This window comes from Mycobacterium sp. 29Ha (assembly GCF_032883055.1).
Taxonomy (GTDB): domain Bacteria; phylum Actinomycetota; class Actinomycetes; order Mycobacteriales; family Mycobacteriaceae; genus Mycobacterium; species Mycobacterium gallinarum.
On the sequence record NZ_JAMQTI010000011.1, the window covers coordinates 118,260 to 141,790 of the forward strand.

Below are 23,531 nucleotides of genomic sequence, written 5' to 3' on the forward strand. Positions count from 1 at the left end.
GCAGCGTGGCGATCGCGCTCGCTGCCGCCCGGTACCCTCACGCGCATGCCCGACGACGAGCCGGATGCCAACGAGCACGATTCCGCGATCTCCGGATATGGCATCGGCTCGGCGGTGGTCGGCGTGATCGCCATCGCCGCGGTCGTGCTCGCCGCGCTGATCTGGACGCAGCACCGCAGCGACGCCGCCGAACTGCGCTACCGCACGCAGGCCATGGAGGCCGCCGCTGAATGGACCACCGTGCTCATCAACATGAACTCCGACACCGTCGAGGCCAGCCTGGCCCAGCTACACGAGGGCACCGTCGGACAGCTCAACGCCGACTTCGACGCTTCGATCAAGCCGTACCGCGATTTGGTGCAGAAGCTGCAGGCCCGCACCACCGGCCAGGTCGACTCGGTCGCTGTCGAGTACGTGCACCACGAAGAGCCGGGCGCGCAGGGGCCGCCGCCCGCCTCCGATGTGTCGGTGTTCGCCTCACGCACCGACACCGTGATGGTGATCGCGACGTCGGTCAGTGAGAACGCGGGCAACGAGAAGCCCCAGACGGTTCGCTGGACGCTGCGGCTCGACGTCGCCGACGTGGACGGCAAGCCGATGATCTCCCGGCTGGAGTCGGTCCGATGAGGACCGCCTGGCGCATCGGTGCGTTCGACGTGGCGGCGCCGCTGGCCGCGATCGCCGCGTTGCTCTACATAGGCGTCGCGCTCGTCTGGCCGCTGTGGTGGGTTTCGGTCTGTTCGGTGCTGTGTCTGCTCATCGTCGAAGGCGTTGTGATCAACGTCGTGCTGGCTCGCAGGGACGGGGTCACCGTCGGCACGGATGACGACGGGCCGAGGCTGCGACTCGCGGTGGCAGGCACCGCGGCGGCGGCACTGGCGGCGGCCGTCGTCGTCGCCTACCTGAACTGGTCGGTGCCCGACCGCAACCTGGAAACCGACACCGCAGAAGTGGTCGACATCGCCAGCAGCGTCTCGGAGGCGTCGGCGACCTTCACCCCGCAGAGCCCCACCGCGTCGATCGACCGGGCCACCGCGATGATGTCGTCACAGGCCGCAGCGGAGTTCAAGAAGGAATTCGACTCTGTGGCAAAGGATTTGGCCAGCCGCAACGTCTCGGCGACGGCCAGTACCGTGTCAGCGGGCGTCGAGGCGATCGGTCCCGCGGCCGCCAGCGTCGCCGTGATACTGCACGGGTCGCAGAGCTCACCGGGCACCCCACCCGACACCGCGGTGCTCGCGTTGCGGGTCCGGCTGTCCAAGCAGGACGGCCGCTGGCTGGTCGACGACGTGTCGCCGATTCACTCCCGCTAGCCGAGCAGATTCGCGTGGTCCACCTTCAGGCAGCGGTCCATGACGACCTCGAGTCCGGCGGCGGCACCGTCGCGGGCGACCTCGTCATCCCATAGACCCTGTTGCAGCCAAAGCGTTTTGGCGCCGACGGCAATCGTCTCGGTCAGCACGGAGTGCAGATGTTCGCGGCGACGGAACACGTCGACCATGTCCGGAACCGCGGGAAGGTCCGCGAGCGACGGATAGACCTTGTCGCCGTCGATCTCGCTGATCGTCGGATTGACCAGGTACAGCTCGTAGTCACTGGCTGCCTTCAGATATTGCCAAACACCGTGACTGGGCCGCATCGGGTCATCGGAAACGCCGACGATCGCCACACTTCGGGTCTGGCGGAGAATGCGCTCGATATCCATCGGCGGCTAGTAGCTGAACGTGGTCGCGCCGTCGCCGATCCATTCCCAGAGTTGAACGGTGCCTCCGGGTTCGGCGCCGTCGATGAAGTTGTCGGCGTCGAGTTGCTTGGACTTGATGCAGATCGGGCAGACCAGATAGCGGCCGCCGGCTTTCGTGTAGCGCTCCATCAGCTCTTCCAGGGGTGGGCAGCCGTCGCAGGCCGTGCCCACGCCGACGCCGGGCACCATCAGACGGACGGCCTCCTTGGTGAGGAACATGAGCGTCGGCCGTCCGCTCTCGGCGGCACCGACGGCGACCAGAAATGCCACGGTGACTTTCTCGGCATCTTCGAGTCCGGTGGTGAGGCTGATGGCGGCTTTGTTGGCGCTGTTCATGCCGCCAGCCTAGGGCTTCAGTCGTGGCCCTCGCGGCGGGTCGAACGCATCTTGGCGAATCGATCGGAAAGCTTGCGCATGCGCACCATCAGCGACGCGGACGGACTCGTTTCACCGCGGAGGTAGGACGTGAAATCGTCGTTGGGCACACCGATGCGCGAGGCGAACTCCTGCTGGCCCAGACCCGACCTGTCGAGCATCGTCTGGATATGGCGCGCGACCTCGGCGCGCTCGTTGGCCTCGAGATGTTCGCGGGTGCGGTGCAGCACCTCGGCGAGCGCCTTGGAGACTCCGTACGGACGGGCGGTCTGCAGAACTTCCTCGACCTGGCGTGCGGTCCGGCCGAACGGGTCACGTTTGATGGCCGCGACGATGCGCTGCCACACCGCGAGGTCGTCGGTCTCCAGCGCCGCGCGGATCGCGGATGTAGGCCAGAACTCGACGGGCCGGTCATCCACCGGTGGACGGCGTCCTGGCGCGGGATCGGGCGAGGCAGGCTCGCGGCGCGAGGTGCCCCGGACGTCGGGAGTCACCGTCACCTCGCCTCCTCCAGCATGGCCACCGCCACCGAAAGGCAGCGTTCCTTCACCCTGGCCCAATCGGCCTCCGCCTGCGGGCCCGACATGCGGGTGTCGTGCTCGTCTGACGGTTGGGGGTCGGCCAGTCGGCGTACCAACTGGGTGGCCACCCATTGTTTTCTCGAATCCTGTCCACAGTAGTACCGGTCCATGCCGGCCAGCACGCTTGCGGCCGTACGAGTCTCCATCGCGTCGACGAGTTCGGCAAACTCTGCGTAGTCCCGGGTGCTGTTTCGGCACATGATGAGGTAGCTCTGCAGTCGCAGCGTCTCGGCGCCCGTCGGGATCTGCAGGCGATCGCCCGTCGGCAGTTGCACATTCGTGGTCTCGACCGGGCTGCGCCGCTCCATGGGTGCCCGCTCGAAGGCGGACGCTTCGCTCAGCGCGTCCAGCGCCACCGACAGCCGGCCCCGCCACATCGTCACCGGATGCACCGGAAGCTCTGCGGTGAGCACCGCCTTGCCGCCTGCGCCGTTGCGGTGCGTGCCGTTGAGCCGGTCGGCGCTGCGCAACTGCTTGGCGGGCATACAGCCGCTGAACGCCAGCGGATCGGCGACGGTAACGGCTTGGGGCGCAAGGTTTTTCAGCTTGGCCGCCGACTTGACCACCATGCGCAGTTCCGAACCGGTAGGACCGAGAGACGAGAGGTCGTCGGGGATGATGATGAGGTCGGGAAGGTCGATCTTGGGCAGCGGCTTCTCGAAGTCGACCTCCGGCAGGATGCGGTCCAGCCAGCGCGGCAGCCACCAGTTCCACTCGTCGAACATCGCCATCAGCGCCGGCACCAGCACGAGGCGAACCACCGTGGCGTCGACGGCGATGGCCACCGCGCAGGCGACGCCGAGCTGGGCGACCAGCGGCATGCCCGCGAACGCGAACCCGATGAACACCGCGATCATGATCAGCGCGGCGCTGGTGATCGTGCGCGCGCTGGTGCTCACGCCGTACGCGACGGCGTCGCGGGTGTTGCCGGTCTGCAGGAAGCGCTCCCTGATGCGGGTCAGCAGGAAGATCTCGTAGTCCATCGAAAGGCCGAACGTCATCGCCAGGACCAGCGGCGGGATCGTGCTGTCCAGCGACGAGATCGGTTCGAAGCCCAGTGACTCCAGCCAGCCCCATTGGAAGACGGCCACCAGGCTGCCGTAGGCCGCCGCGACCGACAGCACGGTCATCAACACACCCTTGAGCGCCAGGAACACCGACCGGATGGCGATCAACAGCATCACAAACGCGATCAGCGCGACGAACGCGAACACCAGCGGCTGTTTGGCCGACACCTGGTCGTCGAAGTCCTTGATCAGTGCCGTCGGACCGCCGACGTCGATGCGGGCGTCGCCGAGCCCCGGCGTCGATGGCAGCTCCGCGCGCATCCAGTCGACGGTTTCGCGGGCACCCATGTCCTCCGGGTCCACCGAGAGCACCGCGGACAGCAGCGCGTGCCGGTAATCCTCGCCGAACACCGCGGGCGCCACCGAAACAACGTTGGGCCCCTGGGCCATTCGCTGGCGCATCGAGTCCAGCAAGGGTTGTTTGGAAGGCGCTGATGCCGCGTTGCCGTCGGGGAAGCTGACCAACACCCGGACCGGTCCGAGCGCGCCGGGCCCGAGCGCCTCGGCCGCGGCGTTCACCCCGCCCCGGATCTCGTGGGTCGGCTCGAACTGACGCTGCATGCTGTTGCCGAGCACCATCGAGAACGCGGGTGCGGCGAGTGTCAGCAGCAGCGCCGACGCCCCGAGCGCCGCGATCCACGGGCGCCGCATCACCCAGCCCGTCCAGCGGGTCCAGAACCGCGACTGGGTGGTCTCCGGACGCCGCGACCAGTGCAGGTACGACGAGCGCTTGGCCGCTGCCTTGCCAAACGTCGCGAGGATGGCCGGCGTCAGCGTCGTCGACGTCAGCACCGCGACGGCCACCGCGAGGATCGCGCCGGTGGCCATCGAGACCAGCACCGGCGTCTGGATCAGGTAGATACCGGTCACCGAGGCGATCACCGTGAGGCCGGAAAGCACCACCGCCAGACCGGAGGTCGCCATGGCGGCGTCGGCCGCTTGTTCCGGATCGCGGCCCGACCGTAGCTCCTCGCGGAAGCGCATGAGGATGAACAGCGAATAGTCGATGGCCACGGCGATGCCGAACATCGACACCGTCGACGTCACGAACACCGACATCGTCGTGAACATCGACAACAGATAGACCAGTCCCATGGTCACGACGACGGTGCAGATGCCGAGCACCAGCGGAATCGCCGCGGCGGCCAGCGACCCGAACACCGCGAGCAGAACAATCAGGACGATCGGAAGGTTCCACTTCTCGGCCTGAGCGATGTCGTGTTTGGTGGCCTGGGTGGCCGCGGCACCGAGCGCGCCCTGGCCGATGACGTAGAGCTTGACCTTGCCGTTCTCGATCTCACCGGGTTCCTCGCCGTCGATACCGACCTTCTGGCGAAGTTTCTTGGCGACATCGACCGCGCCGGTGTTGTCGAAGTCCAACTGCAGCGTGACGACGTAGGGGCGGTCGGGTTGGGGCGCCGGTTGCTGCGGATTGGGCGCCACCCGCACGCTGGGCACCTCGGCCGCGGCGCGTTCCAGGAAGGCGACCGCGTTGTCCATGTCGGCGAACGACGCGTCGGCGCGCGGCGAGGCCACCAATGCCAGCGGTGAGGCGCCCTGGTCAGGAAAGTTCTCTTCGAGCTCGCGCTGGACCCGCAGCGACTGCGAGCCTTCGACCTCAAAACCCCCGCCGGTGAGGTGACTGGACTGATTCAGCGCGAGATACACCGATGGCACCAGGAGAAGCAGCCATACAGCGAACACCGCCCAGCGGAATCTGCGCAGGGTGCTGCTCAAGCGCATCATGAACTGCTGGATGTCGAACTCCCCGCTTTCTCCCCCGGAGTCGATCTGCCGACGACATTTGGCCCGGCGTTGCTAGCGTGAGCGTACAACAGCGTGTGCTATAGCGAGGATCCGCGAGAATCCTGCCAGCAACGCCTTAAGCAGCTCTAACCCTCTTCTTCGGTGCGCGCCCGATTCTGGTTACAGGCTGTCCGTCTGTTGCCCATGACGTGTGTTCTCGGTCGCTGAATTCGTATGCCCCGCGGATTCGGTGGCACTATGTAGTGGGCCGTTTCGGCCGGTATTGCGGTCGGGGATCGAGTGCCGCCTATGGCGGGCGTTTCGGGTCCGCCGAAACGTTCGCAAACCCATGAGGAGTGCATATGAGATCCATCACTGCTGCATCTCGCCGCGGGCTGTTCGCTATGTTCGCGGCCTCCGCCGTCGGCGGCGCCGCGGTGGTAGCGATGACGGTGTCGTCGTCGCCGGCGATGCCGTCAGCAACGGCGGCGCCGGACCCGTGCGCGGCCAGTGAAGTCGCCAGGACGATCGGTTCGGTCGCCACGTCGACGGGCAACTACCTCGATACGCATCCGCAGACCAACCAGGCGCTGACGAGTATCGCCAAACAGCAGGGTGGCCCGCAGTCGCTCGTCGCCGTGAAGGCGTACTTCGATGCGAACCCGCAAGCGGCCAAGGACATGCAACAGCTGCAGCAGCCGCTGGCGACTCTGTCGAGCCGGTGCAAGCTTCCGCTGACCCTGCCGCAGATGATGGGTCTGATGCAGGCCGCCCAGCAGGCGGCACCGGGCCTTCCGAGTTTGCCAGGCGCCCAGCCAGGCTCCTCGGCTGCAGGTACCCCAGGTACGGGGTCACCGGCGCAGTCGCCGTCGGCGTCCCCCGTTTCGCAGGGCACCACATCGCTCCCCGGAGCAGCGATCGCAGGCTTGCCGTAGCCTGGGCCGACGCGCGGCTCTCCCTGGTAAGGCGATTGAGCTGCGAATTCAGACTTTCTTAAGATTCGTTGGCCGCAAGGCAGGAAAGTCTGTGCACATTCTGATTAGCTTTTGATGTCGGTAACCGACCATGGTTACCTCCTTTCCACTTCCGAAGAAGGAGCTTGTCCATGTTGCTCTCGGCCCGTACTGCCCGACGTGCGGTAGCTGGCGCGGTGGGCACCGGCGCGATCGCCGGTGCGATGTTCTTCGGCGCCATGCCTCTGGCTTCGGCGCAACCGGCACCTCCTCCGCCTCCTCCGCCGCCCAACTGCACCGCGGCCGACCTGGCCGGCGTGGCTTCGGGTGTCTCCGCGGCGACGTCTGCCTACCTGTTCGCGCATCCGGACGTGAACTGGTTCTTCACCAGCCTCGAAGGCGTGCCGCGCGATGAGGTGCGCGACGACGTTCAGCAGTACCTCGATCAGCATCCGCAGACCAAGGCGGACCTGACCGGTATCCGCCAGCCACTCGTCGACCTGAAGAATCGCTGCGGCGACACCAACGGCGACGGCATCGCCGACAGCTAAGTCTGCGTCCGGGTGCAACAGGAGCCATCCAAGGGGGAGGGCGCTGGCCGCACCGTCTTGATGGTCGACGACGATCCGGACGTCAGAACTTCGGTTGCGCGAGGTTTGCGCCATTCGGGGTTTGACGTCCGGGTCGCGGCGACCGGCAAAGAGGCCCTGCGGCTGTTATCGAATGAGTCGCACGACGCGCTTGTTCTCGACGTTCAAATGCCAGAACTCGACGGCGTCGCCGTCGTGACTGCGCTGCGCGCACTCGGGAACGAGATCCCGATCTGTGTGTTGTCCGCGCGGGACACCGTCAACGACCGGATCGCGGGGCTGGAAGCCGGCGCTGACGACTATCTGACGAAGCCGTTCGATCTGGGTGAATTGGTCGCGCGTCTGCACGCGCTGTTGCGTCGGGCAGGCCATTCCGACCAGCAATCCGACACGATGACCGTCGGCCCGTTGACGATCGACACCGCGCGACGGCTGGTGTTCACCGGCGGTGAGCGGGTCAATCTGACCAAACGCGAATTCGATCTGCTCGCCGTGCTGGCCGAGAACGCCGGCGTCGTGCTGAGCCGGCAGCGGTTGCTCGAACTGGTGTGGGGTTACGACTTCGACGTCGACACGAACGTGGCCGACGTCTTCATCTCCTATCTGCGACGCAAGCTCGAGCGCGAGGACCTGCCTCGGGTGATTCACACGGTTCGCGGGATCGGTTATGTCCTGCGGGACGAGCCGTAGCGGGTGAGACTTCCGCGGTTCCTGCGATCCGCGTCGCTGCGCACCAGAGTTGCCGTCGCGTCGGCAGCCGCAGCGGCCGCGGTGGTCGCGGTGTTCACGATCGCGACGTCGGTGGTTCTCGCGAATAACGATGCGGCACAACTGGATCGCCGACTCGATTCGATCATCGACGCCAGTATGCGTCCCGAACAGCTACAGGATCCGCGCCGCGGAGTGCTGACGACAGGACGGTCCGAATCCACCGGACAGGTGGTGTTCCAGCGGGGCTTCCAGTTGCCGCCGCTGCCGCCGGGCACCGACACGGTGGAAGTCAACGGGGTCGAGTACCGGGTACGCACGCTGCCCGTCGACCAGCCCGACGGCGTCTTGATGTCGATCGGTATCCGCGCCGACAGCATCCTGTTGAGCGCCTCCAGAATTCCGCTGTACGCCGCGGCGGGCCTGCTCACGGTGCTGATCGCCGCGCTGCTGGGATGGATGCTGGCGGGCCCAGCGATCCGGCCGCTGCGCAAGCTGACCGAACACACCAAGCAGTTGCGCCGGGGCAGCGAGGAGATGCCCAAGGTGCATGGGGCGCGGGAAGCCGAAGACCTCTCCGAGGCGATGTCGGCGATGCTGAGTCGACTGACCGCCGCGCAGCGGGCGACCACCAACTCGCTGCAGGCCGCCCAGGATTTCGCGGCCAACGCCGCCCACGAGCTGCGAACGCCGCTGACAGCGATGCGCGCCGATCTGGACACGCTGCGAATCCACGACCTCCCCGCCGAGGAGCGCGACGAGGTGGTGGCCGACCTGTCCCGGGCACAGCGACGGGTGGAGGCGATCATCACCGCGCTGGGGCAACTGGCGTCAGGTCAACTGGCGCAGGCCGAAGATCGCGAACTCATCGACATCACCGACATGCTCGACCGGGTAGCCCGGGAGAACATGCGCCTGCGCGATGACGTCGAGATCGTCGTCGAGGCGAAGGACGACCTCGGTGTCATCTGGGGCTGGCCGAGCGGTCTGCGGCTGGCCGTCGACAACCTGGTGCGCAACGCGATCCAGCACGGCCAGGCGACGCGGATCGTGCTGGAGGCACTGCGGGAGCGCGACGAGATCGTCATCATCGTGGACGACAACGGCCGCGGTCTGCCCGTCGAGGAGCACAAGGCCGTTCTCGGCCGATTCTCCCGCGGCACCACCGCGGCGCCGGGCGGCTCCGGGCTCGGCCTCGCGCTCGTGGCGCAGCAGGCGGCGCTGCATCGCGGCAGCATCGAGCTGAGCGACGGGCCGCTCGGCGGGTTGCGCGCGACCCTGACCGTGTCAGCCGCGACTGAGCAGGGCGACCCCGGCACGCCAGCCCAGTAACAGGAGGGCCGTCGAAAGTGACGCCACAACAATGAAACTCGGTGCCACTCCGGCGGAGGTGAGTTTGCGCAGCAGCATGCCCACCACCACGGTGCACAACCACACCGCCACGCCGGTGGGCACCAGTGCGGCCGGACGCTGCCAGGCCCTCGACAACAGCCAGCCGGTGAGCGTGCCGACCAGGAAAGGCCAGGCCGTCTCGGCGATGCCGGAAAGGGTCAACCCTTCGGCGTGACTGCGCCGGCCGATCGTGCAGAAGACGACGACGCAGACGACGTCGGTCGCCAACGCGGTCAATGCGGGGCGGGTCTGTCCGGCGCTATCGATTGGCATAGGTCATCACGTCCAGTTCCATTGGCATGACGCTGTTTTCGTCACGCGCGGTGAATCCGGGTTGCATCGGTGCGGGTTTACCGTCGAACAGCACATTCAGGTTGCTCGCCGGTTCGGAGACCCTCGAGTCGAGCCGGAATCTGGAGAACACGAACGGAAGGCCGTTCGAGCGCAAGGGATCCGGTGAGCTCATGACATGGAAGTGCAGATGCGGTGCATCGCTGTTGCCGGTGTTGCCGACCGCGCCGATCACTTGGCCGGCGGTGAGGCGGTCGCCGACTGCTACTTTGACCGCGCCCGTCTTGATGTGGGCGTACAGCGCATAGTTGCCGTTCCCGAGATCCTGGACGATGTGGTTTCCGGCGTACTGGTTCAACTCCAGTCCAGTGGGGCTCGCACCGGGGATCTGCTCGGGCATCCCGTCGACGGCCGCGATGACCGGACCGTCGGATACGGCGCGGATGTCAGCGCCGAAGTAGGAGTAGCTGTCCAGCTTCGAACGGTCACCGGAGAACAGCGTTCCGTCCGGCCGAAGCTGGACATAGTCGATCGCGTACCGCTCGGCGGCCCACAGTTGGCCGTCGATCGGGTTGAGCGCCATCCGGTGTGCGCTGGTGCCGCAGCAGCCGTCGCCGTTCAGCCAGTCCGGTCCTGACAGCGGCGGCGAGATCGCTATCGGCTTGCGGGACTCTACCGCCGTCGGGGCGATGTCGATGGTCATGGTCGCTCCGAACAGCGGCGGCTTCGGGTCGGGCAGCGACAGGCTGATGGCGTGCACCAACTGCTCCGGTACAGCGGCATCCTTCTCCAGCGCGACGTCGAGCCAAACGACGGCGGTCTGCGCGGGTCCGATTTTCGTTGTCGGCGTAGGGTTTCCGACGACGCGAGTCCTGTCGGCGAGCCGCTCGCCGACCAGCTTGAGCAGCGAGACGTCGCGGTCCAGCGCGGCCAGCGAGGTGAGTGTCACCTCTTGGGAGAGCACATTGGTCAGCTGAACCTCATAGGCCAGGTGCACGCGGCCATCGGTCGCCGGCACGGGGATCGGCGGGGCCAGCACGCTGCCGATCAACGGGGTGACCACCGGCTGTTCGGGCCCGCGGATCGGCCCGGCATTGGTGGTCGGGGAGGTCGATGTCGTCGACGGCGCCGGTGGCGCGGACGAGGACGAGCAGCCGGCGGCCAGCAGCAGCGAGACAGCGAAAAGTGCAGGGACAGCGAGGGTTCGCATGGGCGAGGTGACTACCTTCTACGAGTCGGGTTCGGCGTCGGGATCGAGCTCGGCCTCGGTGCGGAACATGAAGAAGAACACCACCCAGCCGATGGCGGCGATGAAGATCCAGCTGACCATCCGATAGATGAGCATGGCGGAAATCGCTGAGGCCAAGGTCATTCCGCTGGAGACCAGGCCCGGCACCAGCACCGCCTCGACCACCAGTAGCCCACCGGGCATCAGCGGGATCGATCCGACGGCGCGGGCGGCGACGTAGGCGACCACGACACCGAGCAGCGACGGTTTTCCGCCTGCGGCGAAGCACGCGAAGAGCAGCGTGCCCACACCGGTGACGAGCGTCATCATCGACCACACGAACGCCACGCCGAGCTGGCGCCTGGTCAGGTTCACCGACTCGAGCTGGGCCAGGGTTTCGCGCCATTTGGCCAGCCCTTTGTCCGCCGGTTTGGCGCGCACATAGTTGACCCACGACAGCACTCGCACCCCGATACCGTCGAGCAGGTCCGGCCGCGACGCGACGGCCTGGGCCAGCACGATCAACATGATGAACCCGGCGAGGGTGAAGATCAACGAGAACGGATTGTGTTTCGCGCCAAGGAAGAAGGCGCTACCGATCCCGAGCAGCGTCAGGCTGATGACTTGCAGTGCACCCGACATCACCAACTGCCATGACGCGATCACCGGGCTGGCGCCCCACCTGCGCTGCTGGCGGTAGATGAACGTCGCCGACAGCACGGGGCCGCCGGGCAACGTGGTGCTCAGCGAGTTGCCCGCGTAGAACGCCGCCTGCGAGCGCCATTGGTGTACGGGCACGCACGCCGAGCGCAGCAGCTTGCGCTGAATGTCTCCGAAGAAGTGCATCGACGCCATCGCCGCGCCCACCGCGGCCAGCACCCACCACCAGTTCGCGGAGTACAGGCTGCGCCAGGCGTTGGCGAGCTGGTCGCGTACCAGCGTCAGTTCGACGGACAGCACGACGACGGCCACGGCGATGATCGCCCACCGCAGCCACCAGTACTTGCCGCGCGCGGGGCGGTCCTGACCGCGGGACTCGCGCGCCGGCGCGTCGTGCGACACGCCCTACAGGGTAAAGCGTGAGGTGGCGGTTTCCCGAGATACCGGGTCTGCGCGGGGCGGGCCGTTACGCTGGCGGGATGTCCGCGGGTCTATCTGACGCAGACGAGGCGGTCAGCCCGCTGGTCCGTAAGGCCGCGGCGTGGTCGTGGCGGCTGCTGGTCATCGGGGCCGCGGTCGTCGCGGTGCTCTGGGTGGTCCAGCGTCTCGAGTTGATCGTCGTGCCGGTCGCCCTGGCGACGATGGTGGCGGCGCTGCTGTTGCCCGCGGTTGACTTCCTTGATCGCCTTGGCGTTCCGCGTGGCGTCGCGGTCGCATTGATGCTGCTGTCTGGTATCGCGGTCGTAGGCGGCATCCTCACTTTCGTCGTCAGCCAGTTCGTCGAGGGGTTGCCCGACCTTGCCGAGCAGGTCGGCCAGAGCATCGAGGGTCTGGGTAACTGGCTGTCCAGCGGCCCGCTGCATGTCGGCGGCGACCAGATCAAGCAGGCCCGCGAGACCGCCCTCGAGGCGCTGCGTGACAACCAGGAGAAGGTGACCAGCGGCGCGCTGTCGACGGCGGGGACACTCACCGAAATCGTCACCGGCGCGCTGCTCGTGCTTTTCACCCTGATCTTCCTGCTGCACGGTGGCCGCAACATCTTCGGGTTTCTTACGAAGATCTTCCCCGAGAACGTGCAGCCGCGCGTCCATGAGGCCGGCCGGGCGGGGTTCCGGTCGCTCATCGGCTATGTGCGCGCGACGTTCCTGGTGGCGCTCGTCGACGCGGTGGGTATCGGCACCGGCCTGGCCATCATGGGCATTCCACTGGCACTTCCGTTGGCGTCGCTGGTGTTTCTCGGTGCGTTCATCCCCCTGGTCGGTGCGGTGGTCGCCGGATTTCTGGCCGTCATCGTCGCGCTGATCGCCAAAGGCTTGATCTATGCACTCATCACCCTCGGCCTGATCATCGCCGTCCAGCAGCTCGAGGGGCATGTGTTGCAGCCGCTGGTGATGGGTCGTGCGGTGTCGATCCATCCGCTGGCTGTCGTGCTGGCCATCGCCGCGGGTGGCATCACGGCGGGCATCGTCGGGGCACTACTCGCGGTGCCCGCGGTCGCCTTCCTCAACAGTGCGGCGAGGGTGCTGCTCGCCAGGGATCCCGCGGCGGAGGAGGCCGCGCAGGCCACCGGGGACGAAGCCGTCATCCAGGCGACCCCGGATGACATCGGGGACAGCGCCAAGGACTAGCTCTCTGGTGTATCCGGACGGCGAGATTTACAGCGGAATCGCGCCCTGGGGTTACACACGCGGGGATGTCAGCGTCCCTGTGCAGAATCCGGCCATGAATCAACCCTTTGTGGGCAGTGCAGCGACGGCTGCCGGAGCGCTGACGCGCCACGCGCTGCGCCGCGATTTCATCGCGCTGCACAAGGACATATACCTGGACAAGAACACGCCGGTCACCCCCGTCATTCGGGCCAAGGCGGCTTGGCTGAGGTCCCGACGCCGTGGCGTTCTTGCTGGCCTGTCGGCATCTGCGTTGCATGGCGCGCGGTGGATCGACGCGAGCTCGCCCGCAGCGATCATCGACACCAATCGCAGGCGTGCTGAAGGCGTCACCGCGTGGGCTGACTCCATCGAGAGCGACGAGATCTGCGTTGTCGACGGTATGCAGGTGACCAATCCGGCGAGAACCGCCCTCGACCTCGCGTGTCGTTACCCGGTCGACTCGGCGGTCGCCGCGATCGACGTGCTCGCCCGGGCGACCCGCGTGAAGATGGCCGATGTCGAGTTGTTGGCCGATCGGTATCGCGGCCGCCACGGCATCCCGAAGGCACGCAAGACTTTGGAACTCGTCGACGCGGGCGCGGAATCGCCGCGGGAAACGTGGCTACGCCTGGTTCTCATCCGCAACGAATTTCCCCGCCCCACAACACAAATACCCGTGTACGACGGTTACGGCACACTCGTCGCCGAACTCGACATGGGCTGGGAGGACATCAAGGTGGCGGCCGAGTACGAAGGCGACCACCACAGGACCGACCCCGAGGTGTTCAACAAAGGCATCAGACGGCATGACGAGCTCACCGGCCTTGGCTGGCTCGTCGTACGAGTCACCAAACGGGACACCGAAGGTGCCGTCGTCGGCCGGGTCGCCACCGCTTTCGCGCGTCGCGGGGTGTAACCGAACGGCGAGATTTCAGGCGAAATCGCGCCCTGGGGTTACACACGCCGACGCGCCCTACATCCGCCCTTCGCGGCGCAGCAGATCCGCGGCGCTCACTCCGCCGCCACGCCGCTTCGGCTGCTCTTCGGCGGCGGCGTTGAGCTTCTCGGTGGCGGTGTCTGAATCCTCGGCGCGTTGAGCGGGAATCGCGGTCGTCGCTGCGTCGTCGGGCTGCGCTTGAGGCTGCGCCCTGCCTTGCGGCGGGGGCACCGGACCCTGGCTTTCCGGTGCGGCCGCACCCGGCATCTTGCGGGTGGACGCGGTCGACGGGCGGCCCCGTGCCTCGGTGGCCGGCCTTCTGCTGGGCGGCGGCGCCGGCTGACCGGCAGGCGCGCCGGTGCCGCGCAGTTCGCCGAGCCACGACTCGATCTCGCGTTCTTCCCGCGGGGGCGGGGGACCGGCGGCCCCGCGGGTGGCGGACGCGGCGTTATGCACGGCGTTGCGTACCGCGTCCCGTGCGGTCGACAGGCGCGTGGTCTGCGGTTCGTCTGCCTGCGGGCGTCCGGCCGGCATGCGCGTCGTCCCCGTGCTCGATGGCGCATTCGTCCGTGGCGGCGCGGCGGCCCGGCTGGCAGCGCCGGGACGCGATGCGCCCTCGGCCGCCGGATGTGTGGGATCGTGCGGCGGGCGGGAACGCGCGGGCGCCGGTGCGCCCGCACCCACCAAAGCTTCGGGGTTCTCGACGGATTCGCGCACCGCGGGCCGCCTGCGCTCGTCGGGCAGCTCGGTCTCACCGAGGCCGAGGCGTTCCTGGATCCGTTTCATCCAGCGCGGCGCCCACCAGCAGTCGTCGCCGAGCAGCTTCATGATCGCGGGCACCAGGAACATACGGACGATGGTGGCGTCCAGCAGCAGGGCGATCAGCAGGCCGAACGCGAGGTACTTCATCATCACGAGGTCGGAGAACACGAACGCACCCGCGACGACCGCGAGAACCAGTGCGGCGCCGGTGATCAGCCGGCCCGTGGTGGCTGTACCGATGCGGATCGCCTCGGCGGTGGACATGCCACGTTCGCGGGCCTCCACCATTCGGGACACCAGGAATACCTCGTAGTCGGTGGACAGACCCCAGATCACCGCGATGATCAGACCGATCATCGGAGCCATCAGCGGCTGTGGTGTGTAGTTCATCAGGCCGGAGCCGTGGCCGTCGACGAACATCCACGTCAGCACGCCCATCGTGGAGCCGAGCGTGAGCGCGCTCATCACCGCGGCCTTGATCGGCAACACCACCGAACCGAATGCCAGGAACATCAGGATGGTCGTGGTGACGATCAGGATGGTCACCATCAACGGCAGCTTGTCGAACAGGGCGTGGATGCTGTCCTGCTCCAGCGCGGGGGTACCGCCGACGGAGATCGTGAGTCCACGAGGCGGGGAGATCGAGCGCAGCTCGTCGACCTTCTTCGCGGCGTCGTTGCGGTCGATCAAGCCGTTCTGGATGACGCGCACGGACGGATCGGTGGACTCCCCGCCGCGGGCCTGCCACATCTTGGCGGGATCGCCATCGGGCTCGATGAACCCGGGGACCGTCATGGCCTTACTGCGGATCTCTGCGACCTGCTGGTCGGTGACCGGCTGGCCGTCGGTGTTCTCGATCACCAACGTCAGCGGTTCGGTGCGGAATCCGGGGAAGGTCTTGTCGAAGTTCTCCTGCGCCGAGCGGACCGAGTTGTCGGGCGGCAGGTACTTCTCGCTGATGCCGCCGAGCGCCAGCTGCCCCAGCGGGATGACGAGCACGATCATGGCGATCGCGATGGGTGCGGCGAAGGCGACGGGCCGCTTCATCACGACGTTGACGAGCTTGCCCCAGAAGCCCTTCTCGACCTCGGCGCGCGTCTTGGTCTTCTGCGTCTTCTCGGCGAGCCAATTCAGCCACCACACGATCGGGGTGCGGGCCAGCGGGACATAGCGCGCGAGCACGACGCCGACGACAACCACGGCGACGAAGATGACGATGCCCATCAACACCCAGTAGAGGGCGGTGCCGAGGGTGTCCTTCGAAGCCGAGATGGCGTAGGCGAGACCGCCCAGCAGGGTGATGTAACCGAGCGTGAGGCCGATGAGCGCAAACTGCGCGCCCTGCTCACCGGTCTCCCTGATGCGCTTGCGTGCCAGGTGTCCGAGCGCGATACCCACCGGCGGGAGCAGCAGGCCGGTCGGGATCGACGCGATCGCGAACGTGTTGGTGCGCGGGTTGTTCGGGTCGGACCTGATGGTGTCCGGCTCGGCGAACTTCATCAGCCAGCGCACGCCGAGGGCGTCGACCCGTGAGCCGAGAATGGCGAGCGCGGCCGGCAGCACGGTGATCGACAGGATCGCCGCGAGCATGACCGACGCGATGATCGCGTAGGTGATCGACTTCAGGAAGCCCTGCGGGAACAGCAACAGCGGCACCGAGGACGCCACGAGGATGACCGCCGAGAACATGATGGTGCGCCCCGACGTCATCACCGAGCGGCGTACGGCAGCCTCGGTGTCGTAGCCCTCGGCGATCTCCTCGCGGAACCGGCTCACCATGAAGAGGCCGTAGTCGACCGCGATACCGAGACCCATGAGCGTGACCACGGGTTGGGCGAAGAAGTGCACAGGCATGAACTCGGCGAGCAGCCGCATGATGCCAAGTGCGCCCGCGATGGTCAGGCCACCGATGATGCCCGGAAGGGCGGCCGCGACCACGCCGCCGAAAACGAAGAACAGCACGACACAGACCAACGGGATGGCGGCCACCTCGGCGCGCTTCTGGTCCTCGCCGATGGTGCCGGTGAGCTCGCTGGCCAGCGGTTGCAGGCCGGCGAGCTGGATGTTGCCGTCGTTGACCTCGCGCAGGTCGGGCTCGATCGCCTGGTAGTTCTTCAGGATCGTGTCGTCGTCATCGCCCTTGAGCGGGACGCTGATGAACGTCGTCGACATGTCCGACGTCTTCATCTGCTGGACCGTCGGGTCGTCGCTGTTGGGGGCACGCAGCCAGCCCACCCAGCCGACCATCTTGTCCTCGTGGTCGGCGACGAGCTGGTTGAGCTCGTCGGTGACCTTCTTCATCCACTCGGGGTCGTCGACCTTCTTGCCGTCGGGCGGCGTGAGTATCGCCACCACGTGGCTCGTTCGGTCACGCCCGTAAGCCTCGTCGGCGGTTACCGAGGCATGGACAGACTGGCTGCCCTCGTCATAGAAGCCGCTCTGCGTGACGTTCTCGCCCAGACTGATGCCGAACACGCCGCCACCGAGACACAGTGCAACCATGACGCCGATGACGGAGTACCGAAACCGGTACACCATCCGACCCCACCAGGCGAACACCTAAGCTCCTAACACTTACAAATCTTCAAGGCGCGACGTCGCGCGGTTCAGTTGTTGACGCGCGAGGTCAGTAGCGATGACAGCGGCCGGAACGGCTGCAGCCAAGCCCCCTGTTCGGGCAGCGAATCGAGGCCGATCCGCGGCAATGGCTCCCGGAAAACACCAGGAATGTCCTCCAGGTCGACGAACACCAAGGTATCCGACGCTAGCGCCCAGCTCGCATGTTCGCGAAATCCGAGCACCTGCACAGGCACGCCGTCGCGGGCGATTTCCTCCAACGGCTGTTTGAACGCCTGACCGTCGGCCGAAGCCACCAGCACACCGGCCAGTCCCTCACTCCTGCGCAGCGCGATGTGATTGAGCATGTCGATGTCGACGTCACTGTCCTCATCGATCTTCGGCTTCGCGAACACCGCGAAACCGACGTTACGCAATGCCTCCACCCAAGGTCGAACCACATCGGCGCTACCAGGGGCGATGTTCGTGAACACCGTCGCTTCGGGCTCCAGCGAGACATCGGGCCGAGTGGCCGACAGCTCGGCTGTGCGCGACAGCAGCCAGCGTCCCAGCGCGTCGAACCGGGGCCGGTGTGCCGCGGTGGGACGACCGCCGAGGATCGAGCCGAGGCCCATGTCCAGGTTCGGCGCGTCCCAGACCAGCAGCACCCGGCCGGTCGCAGCGGGTGTGTCGGACACCTCAGCTATCTGTGTCATGTCTTCGGTGAGGCTCATTCGGCCTTCTCCCAGAGCAGTTCGGTCACGACGGGGCCGGCGAGAGCCTTGCGCTCGTACTTCGTCACCGGCCTATCGACCGATATGGGTAGGGCGTCCTCGGTGCCCACGCGGCGCAACCGCGGCTCGGCGTCACCCACCTCGGCGATGTGTTCGGCGTAACCCATGTGGTCCGTCGCGGCGTGCAGCACACCGCCGGGTCGTAACCGGTCGGCGATCAGCGCCATCGTCGCGGGCTGCAGCAGCCTGCGCTTGTGGTGGCGCGCCTTGGGCCATGGGTCGGGGAAGAAGACCCGCACGCCGGTCAGCGAGTCCGCCCCGAACATGTACTGCAGGACGTCGACGCCGTCGCCGCGGACCAGGCGGATATTACGGACGCGTTCCCGGTCGATACCGGACAGCAGTTGTGCCAGCCCGCGACGGTAGACCTCGACGGCAACCACATCGATGTTCGGTTCTGCCTGGGCCATCGCCAGTGTCGAGGTGCCCGCTCCGCAGCCGATCTCGACGACGATCGGCGCCGTGCGCCCGAACCACGCCTCGGTGTCCAACGCGGGAACCGGGCCGTCGCCGTCGCGGGCGTGCATGCCCAACTCAGGCCAGAGCCGGTCCCACGTGGCCTGCTGTGCACTGCTCAGCGTCGTCCGGCGGGTTCTGAAGCTGGTCACCCGGGGATGCAGATGTGACGGGGGTGGTGCCCCGACATCCGCCGGCTGAGCCGGCAGTTCGGCAGGGGCCGGCTGAGCCGGCAGTTCGGCAGGGGCCGGCTGAGCCGGCAGTCCCACACCCCCGCTACCCGAAAGCATCCGTCCATGGTCGCTCACAAAGGGGGGAGTACCCGCATCGTGGTACAGATTGATACCCAACAGTTGCCTTCGACTGCTAGGCCTCGACTGCGGGCTGCCGGTTTACCCCCAACCGCCACAACTACCGCTCGCGACATGCCTGTGGAGATGCCAGCATCGTGGGTGGGGAGCGGGGGCCACCGACCGTGGAATCCGTGGGGAACATGGAGGCTGCTGAGATTTTCGTTGACGTCTTGACGCAATTCGCTGAGCAGAGCCGCAATCCGCGGTTGACCCCGATCATTCGGCGGTCCGGTGCGCCGGTACGCGTTGCCGTGTGCGGTCGCCGCGGTGTCGGGCGGAGCACGGTGGCTGCCGCGCTGGCCGATGCGGGCGTTGCGGTGACGGCGGACGCCGCCGACGTCACGGTGCTCGTCGTCGCCGAAACCCTCAAGCCAGAGGATCTGATCGTGGCGAACCGTTCGGACCGGCCGACGGTGGTCATCTTGAACAAGGCGGATCTGAGCGCGTTCGGTGACGCCGGGCCCATGGCGACCGCGCAGCGCCATGCCACCGCCCTGCGCGCACTGACGGATGCGCCCACCGTGCCGGTGGTGGGTCTGCTGGCCCGCGCCGAGTTGGACGACGAACTGATGACCGCATTGCAGACGCTGGTGGATGCCCCCGCGAACCTCACGTCGACCGACGCCTTCGTGCACTCCGAGCATCCGCTGTCATCCGAGATCAGGAATCGCCTGCTCGACGCGCTGGACCGGTTCGGTATCGCCCACGCGGTGCTGGCCGTCGAAGGCGGCGCCGACCTCGCGGCAGTCCAGGCGGTGCTGCGTCGAACAAGCCGGATCGATGAGGCGGTCGCGCAGGTGACGGCGTCCGGCGCGGCGATCCGGTACCGGCGGGTCCGCGCGGGGATCGACGAATTACGCTCGCTTGCAATGCGATCCGGCGATCAACAGCTAGCTGATTTCCTCGTCACCGACGACGTGGTGCTGGCCGTGATGGGCGCCGCCGTGGAGGCGGTGGAGGCCGACGGCATGCACGTCGACCGTGGTGACGATTCCGCCGCGCATCGCAGACGTGCCGTGCACTGGCGGCGGTACGGCTGCGGCCCGGTCCACGCCGCGCATCGGAGGTATTCGGCCGATATCTGCCGAGGCTCTCTGCGTTTGCTCGGGCGGTCTCGGTGACCAGCGAGAGCACCGATACACAGGTCGGGGAGCGCAGCGATCCGATCGCCGCGGCCGACGCCGTGGTTGCCGCGATCGAACCGGGTCTGACGTCGCCCGGTGTTCAGGGCCGCGACGTCGTGTTGGTGGTGGGCCCGTGGCTGGCCGGCACCACCAGCCTGATCGCAACGTTGCGAGAACAGCTGCCCGAGCACACGTTCGTCGAATCCGAAGACCTGCACCCGGCGCACGCTCCGGCGGCGGTCGTTTTCACCGTGTCCGCGATCGCGCCGATGACGGAATCCGACTGTGCGCTGATCGATTTGGCCAGCAGGCACACCGACCTGGTGATTGGTGTGGTGTCGAAGATCGATGCGCACCGCCACTGGCGCGAGGTACTGGCTGCAAATCGTGAGTTGCTGACGCAACGCGCGCCGAACTACGCCCAGGTGCAGTGGGTGGGTGCCGCGGCCGCCCCCGATCTGGGTCCGCCCCGCATCGACGAGCTCGTCGGCCTGCTACGGCAGCGGCTGTCCGATCCCGATGTCGCGCGCCGAAACAGGCTGCGCGCGTGGGAAACCCGACTGCTGGGTGACATCGCACACTACCGGGCCGACGGTGACGGAACGGACCGGCGGGCCCGGGTGAGCGCACTGCACTCCAAGCGCGACGACATCCTGAGCCGCCGACGGCTGTCGAAGTCCGAACGCGCGATCGCGCTGCGCAGCCAACTGCAGCAGGCCCGTGTGCAGCTGGGGCACTTCGCCCGTAACCGCTGCACGTCCGTGCGCAGTGAACTGGCCGAGGACGCCGCACAGTTGACCCGCCTCAAGATCGGCGCGTTCGAATCGCGTGTGCGGGCCCGCATGCACGAGGTCGTCGACGAGGTGGAGGAGGGCATCACCGATCAGCTGACGGACGTGGCGACGGAGGTGGGCCTACCTGTGCCGCCGGCCGCCGCATCGCCGTCCACACCGGAGATCCCCGCACCGCCACTCAAATCGCGTCGGCAGGAAACCCAGTTGATGATGATCCTGGGCGCCGGCTTCGGGCTCGGGGTGGCGCTCGTGGTGACCCGGCTGTTCGCCGGGCTGGCACCCGGGATGACCGTCGCGGGACTTGCGGCAGGAGGCATCGTCGGGCTGGTGCTGACGGTGTGGGTGGTCGGCATTCGCGGGCTGCTGCACGATCGAGGGGTGCTCGACCGCTGGATCAGCGACGCCGTCAACGTGTTGCGGTCCGCGGTGGAGGAACGGGTTGCCACTCGGGTCCTGGTCGCCGAGACGGCGCTTACCTCCGAGCTCGCCCATCGCGACGAGGTGGAGGGCGCCACCGCCGCCGGTCGGGTTGCCGAGATCGACGCCGAACTGCGCGACCACGCGCTGCAGACGGCCAAGGCGGCTAAGGCCAGGGACCGCCGGCTGCCCCCGCTGCTGGCGGCTGTGGACGCCGTCCGGGCCGAGCTATACGGAAAAACCGCGACGAGCTGAATCGATACACCGCGCACATACCTTCTGAGCGGGCCTTCTGAATCGTTCCTGTGAGTGATCGGACATAGATCCGATTTACCGCGGGTATGTCACCCGCGTTAACCTCTGTATTACAGGGACGACCGAGACGCGCTGTCTTTTATTGGTACACGCTCCTCAGTCCCGCGTCCTGGCAGAAACGCATACGCAGCAAGATTGCAGGAGACACACAATGACCGCAGCGACCATTCCAGGTCTGGACACCGCACCGACGAAGCATGAGGGGCTGCTCGCCTGGGTCCAGGAGGTCGCCGAACTCACGCAGCCCGACCGGGTCGTGTTTGCCGACGGGTCCGAGGAAGAGGCTGCGAAGCTGACGGCGCAACTCGTCGAGGCTGGCACCTTCCGGAAGCTCGACGACAAGAAGAAGCCGAACTCGTATCTTGCGCTGTCGGATCCGTCCGACGTGGCGCGCGTGGAGTCGCGCACCTACATCTGCAGCGAGCGCGAGGTCGACGCGGGTCCGACCAACAACTGGATGGACCCGACCGAGATGCGCGGCATCATGACGGACCTGTACCGCGGTTGCATGCGCGGCCGCATCATGTACGTGGTGCCGTTCTGCATGGGCCCGCTCGGCGCCGAAGACCCCAAGCTCGGCGTGGAGCTCACCGACTCGGAGTACGTCGTGCTCTCGATGCGCACGATGACCCGGATGGGCCAGGCGGCGCTGGACAAGATGGGCACCGACGGCTTCTTCGTCAAATGTCTGCACTCGGTCGGTGCGCCGCTGGAAGCCGGCCAGGCCGACGTGCCGTGGCCCTGCAACGACACGAAGTACATCACCCACTTCCCCGAGACCCGCGAGATCTGGAGCTACGGCTCGGGTTACGGCGGCAACGCACTGCTCGGCAAGAAGTGCTACTCGCTGCGTATCGCGTCGGCGATGGCCCACGACGAGGGTTGGCTGGCCGAGCACATGCTGATCCTCAAGCTGATCTCGCCGGAGAACAAGGCGTACTTCATCGCCGCGGCGTTCCCGTCGGCATGCGGTAAGACCAACCTGGCGATGCTGCAGCCGACGATCCCCGGCTGGCGCGCAGAGACCGTCGGCGACGACATCGCCTGGATGCGGTTCGGCAAGGACGGCCGGCTGTACGCCGTCAATCCGGAGTTCGGCTTCTTCGGCGTCGCGCCGGGCACCAACTGGGACTCGAACCCCAATGCGATGAAGACGATCGAGGCGGGCAACACCGTCTTCACCAACGTCGCGCTGACCGACGACAACGACGTGTGGTGGGAAGGCCTGGAAGGCGAACCCGACCACCTGATCGACTGGAAGGGCAACGACTGGATTCTGCGTGAGACGGAAACCAAGGCGGCCCACCCGAACTCCCGCTACTGCACCCCGATCTCGCAGTGCCCGACGCTGGCGCCCGAGTGGGACGATCCGCAGGGTGTGCCGATCTCGGCGATCCTGTTCGGTGGCCGCCGCAAGACGACGGTGCCGCTGATCACCGAGGCCCGCGACTGGCAGCACGGTGTGTTCATCGGCGCCACGCTCGGCTCCGAGCAGACGGCCGCCGCCGAGGGCAAGGTCGGCACCGTGCGTCGCGACCCGATGGCGATGTTGCCGTTCCTCGGCTACAACGTCGGTGACTACTTCCAGCACTGGATCAACATCGGCAAGAACGCCGACGAGTCCAAGATGCCGAAGGTGTTCTTCGTCAACTGGTTCCGCCGTGGCGATGACGGCCGCTTCCTGTGGCCGGGCTTCGGTGAGAACAGCCGCGTGCTCAAGTGGGCCATCGAGCGCATCGAGCACAAGGCCGACGGTAAGAGCACGCCGATCGGCATCGTGCCGACCGCCGCGGACATGGACCTCGAGGGCCTCGATGTCGATGCTGCTGACGTCGACCTGGCGCTCGCGGTGAACGCCGATGAGTGGCGCCAAGAGGTGCCGCTGATCGAGGAGTGGTTCGAGTTCGTCGGCGAGAAGCTGCCCACCGGCATCAAGGACGAGTTCGACGCCCTCAAGCATCGCCTCGCCGAAGCCGAGTAGTTCGTTTCTGCGCTGAAGCCCCCGCTCGCCGGCGGGGGCTTTCGCGTTCCCCAGTCCC

General features: G+C 67.0%; 21 protein-coding genes. 11 read left to right on the forward strand and 10 right to left on the reverse strand.

The window, feature by feature from the left end:
* Positions 1–45: 45 nt before the first annotated feature.
* A complete protein-coding gene (locus tag M1248_RS16250) occupies positions 46–627 on the forward strand; it encodes a hypothetical protein (RefSeq protein ID WP_317149055.1) in 582 nt (193 codons plus the stop codon).
* On the forward strand, positions 624–1,313 hold the full coding sequence (locus M1248_RS16255) for a hypothetical protein (RefSeq protein WP_317149056.1): 690 nt from the start codon (positions 624–626) through the stop codon (positions 1,311–1,313). Before M1248_RS16250 ends, M1248_RS16255 begins: the two co-directional genes overlap by 4 nt.
* On the opposite strand, the gene M1248_RS16260 is transcribed toward M1248_RS16255, so the two are convergent.
* From M1248_RS16260 to M1248_RS16275, 4 genes are read right to left on the reverse strand one after another with little or no spacing between them, the layout of a single operon-like run.
* A complete protein-coding gene (locus M1248_RS16260) occupies positions 1,310–1,705 on the reverse strand; it encodes a CoA-binding protein (RefSeq protein ID WP_163733521.1) in 396 nt (131 codons plus the stop codon). The genes M1248_RS16255 and M1248_RS16260 overlap by 4 nt on opposite strands.
* 6 nt (positions 1,706–1,711) lie before the next feature.
* A complete protein-coding gene (locus M1248_RS16265; RefSeq protein WP_163733524.1) occupies positions 1,712–2,080 on the reverse strand; it encodes a DsrE family protein in 369 nt (122 codons plus the stop codon).
* Between the two features lie 17 nt (positions 2,081–2,097).
* Positions 2,098–2,619, reverse strand: coding sequence for a helix-turn-helix domain-containing protein (locus tag M1248_RS16270; RefSeq protein ID WP_174262141.1), 522 nt, complete (start codon positions 2,617–2,619; stop codon positions 2,098–2,100).
* Complete coding sequence (locus tag M1248_RS16275; RefSeq protein WP_317149057.1) at positions 2,616–5,513, reverse strand: MMPL family transporter; 2,898 nt, start codon at positions 5,511–5,513, stop codon at positions 2,616–2,618. Before M1248_RS16275 ends, M1248_RS16270 begins: the two co-directional genes overlap by 4 nt.
* Before the next feature lie 362 nt (positions 5,514–5,875).
* Between M1248_RS16275 and M1248_RS16280 the strand changes: the two genes are divergently transcribed.
* The 4 genes from M1248_RS16280 to M1248_RS16295 all read left to right on the forward strand — a co-directional run bounded on the left by M1248_RS16280 (position 5,876) and on the right by M1248_RS16295 (position 9,096).
* A complete protein-coding gene (locus M1248_RS16280; RefSeq protein WP_317149058.1) occupies positions 5,876–6,448 on the forward strand; it encodes a hemophore in 573 nt (190 codons plus the stop codon).
* Between the two features lie 170 nt (positions 6,449–6,618).
* Positions 6,619–7,017, forward strand: coding sequence for a heme-binding protein (locus M1248_RS16285; RefSeq protein ID WP_163733535.1), 399 nt, complete (start codon positions 6,619–6,621; stop codon positions 7,015–7,017).
* Positions 7,018–7,077: 60 nt separating this feature from the next.
* Complete coding sequence (locus M1248_RS16290; protein WP_174262285.1) at positions 7,078–7,746, forward strand: response regulator transcription factor; 669 nt, start codon at positions 7,078–7,080, stop codon at positions 7,744–7,746.
* A gap of 3 nt (positions 7,747–7,749) precedes the next feature.
* Positions 7,750–9,096: a sensor histidine kinase gene (locus M1248_RS16295; RefSeq protein ID WP_163733542.1), complete on the forward strand. Its 1,347-nt coding sequence runs from the start codon at positions 7,750–7,752 to the stop codon at positions 9,094–9,096.
* Here the strand turns inward: M1248_RS16295 and M1248_RS16300 are convergent.
* Genes M1248_RS16300 through M1248_RS16310 form a run of 3 tightly spaced genes read right to left on the reverse strand, consistent with a single transcriptional unit; the run spans position 9,052 to position 11,737 of the window.
* A complete protein-coding gene (locus M1248_RS16300; RefSeq protein ID WP_163733545.1) occupies positions 9,052–9,429 on the reverse strand; it encodes a DUF3054 domain-containing protein in 378 nt (125 codons plus the stop codon). The genes M1248_RS16295 and M1248_RS16300 overlap by 45 nt on opposite strands.
* Complete coding sequence (locus M1248_RS16305; protein WP_317149059.1) at positions 9,416–10,657, reverse strand: M23 family metallopeptidase; 1,242 nt, start codon at positions 10,655–10,657, stop codon at positions 9,416–9,418. The genes M1248_RS16300 and M1248_RS16305 overlap by 14 nt, the downstream gene beginning before the upstream one ends.
* 18 nt (positions 10,658–10,675) lie before the next feature.
* Positions 10,676–11,737: a YbhN family protein gene (locus tag M1248_RS16310; protein WP_163733551.1), complete on the reverse strand. Its 1,062-nt coding sequence runs from the start codon at positions 11,735–11,737 to the stop codon at positions 10,676–10,678.
* A gap of 77 nt (positions 11,738–11,814) precedes the next feature.
* Between M1248_RS16310 and M1248_RS16315 the strand changes: the two genes are divergently transcribed.
* Entirely contained in the window at positions 11,815–12,963 is a 1,149-nt protein-coding gene (locus tag M1248_RS16315) for an AI-2E family transporter (RefSeq protein ID WP_317149060.1), read from the forward strand.
* 94 nt (positions 12,964–13,057) lie between these two features.
* Positions 13,058–13,900 carry a hypothetical protein gene (locus tag M1248_RS16320; RefSeq protein WP_317149061.1) on the forward strand — a complete coding sequence of 281 codons (843 nt, stop codon included), beginning with the start codon at positions 13,058–13,060 and terminating at the stop codon, positions 13,898–13,900.
* Positions 13,901–13,957: 57 nt separating this feature from the next.
* Here M1248_RS16320 and M1248_RS16325 read toward each other — a convergent pair whose 3' ends face one another.
* The 3 genes from M1248_RS16325 to trmB are packed head-to-tail and all read right to left on the reverse strand — an operon-like array spanning position 13,958 to position 18,797.
* On the reverse strand, positions 13,958–17,242 hold the full coding sequence (locus M1248_RS16325; RefSeq protein WP_317149062.1) for an MMPL family transporter: 3,285 nt from the start codon (positions 17,240–17,242) through the stop codon (positions 13,958–13,960).
* A 47-nt stretch (positions 17,243–17,289) separates the two neighbouring features.
* Positions 17,290–17,973 (reverse strand): NYN domain-containing protein, encoded by a 684-nt coding sequence (locus M1248_RS16330; RefSeq protein ID WP_163733560.1) that lies wholly within the window; start codon positions 17,971–17,973, stop codon positions 17,290–17,292.
* Positions 17,970–18,797: a tRNA (guanosine(46)-N7)-methyltransferase TrmB gene (gene trmB, locus M1248_RS16335; protein WP_317149063.1), complete on the reverse strand. Its 828-nt coding sequence runs from the start codon at positions 18,795–18,797 to the stop codon at positions 17,970–17,972. The genes M1248_RS16330 and trmB overlap by 4 nt, the downstream gene beginning before the upstream one ends.
* 185 nt (positions 18,798–18,982) lie before the next feature.
* Between trmB and M1248_RS16340 the strand changes: the two genes are divergently transcribed.
* From M1248_RS16340 to M1248_RS16350, 3 genes are all read left to right on the forward strand, one after another.
* On the forward strand, positions 18,983–19,963 hold the full coding sequence (locus tag M1248_RS16340; RefSeq protein ID WP_317149106.1) for a hypothetical protein: 981 nt from the start codon (positions 18,983–18,985) through the stop codon (positions 19,961–19,963).
* Entirely contained in the window at positions 19,960–21,432 is a 1,473-nt protein-coding gene (locus tag M1248_RS16345; RefSeq protein ID WP_317149064.1) for a hypothetical protein, read from the forward strand. Before M1248_RS16340 ends, M1248_RS16345 begins: the two co-directional genes overlap by 4 nt.
* A gap of 211 nt (positions 21,433–21,643) precedes the next feature.
* Positions 21,644–23,473, forward strand: a complete 1,830-nt coding sequence (locus M1248_RS16350) for a phosphoenolpyruvate carboxykinase (GTP) (RefSeq protein WP_317149065.1) — start codon at positions 21,644–21,646, stop codon at positions 23,471–23,473.
* Positions 23,474–23,531 lie beyond the last annotated feature (58 nt).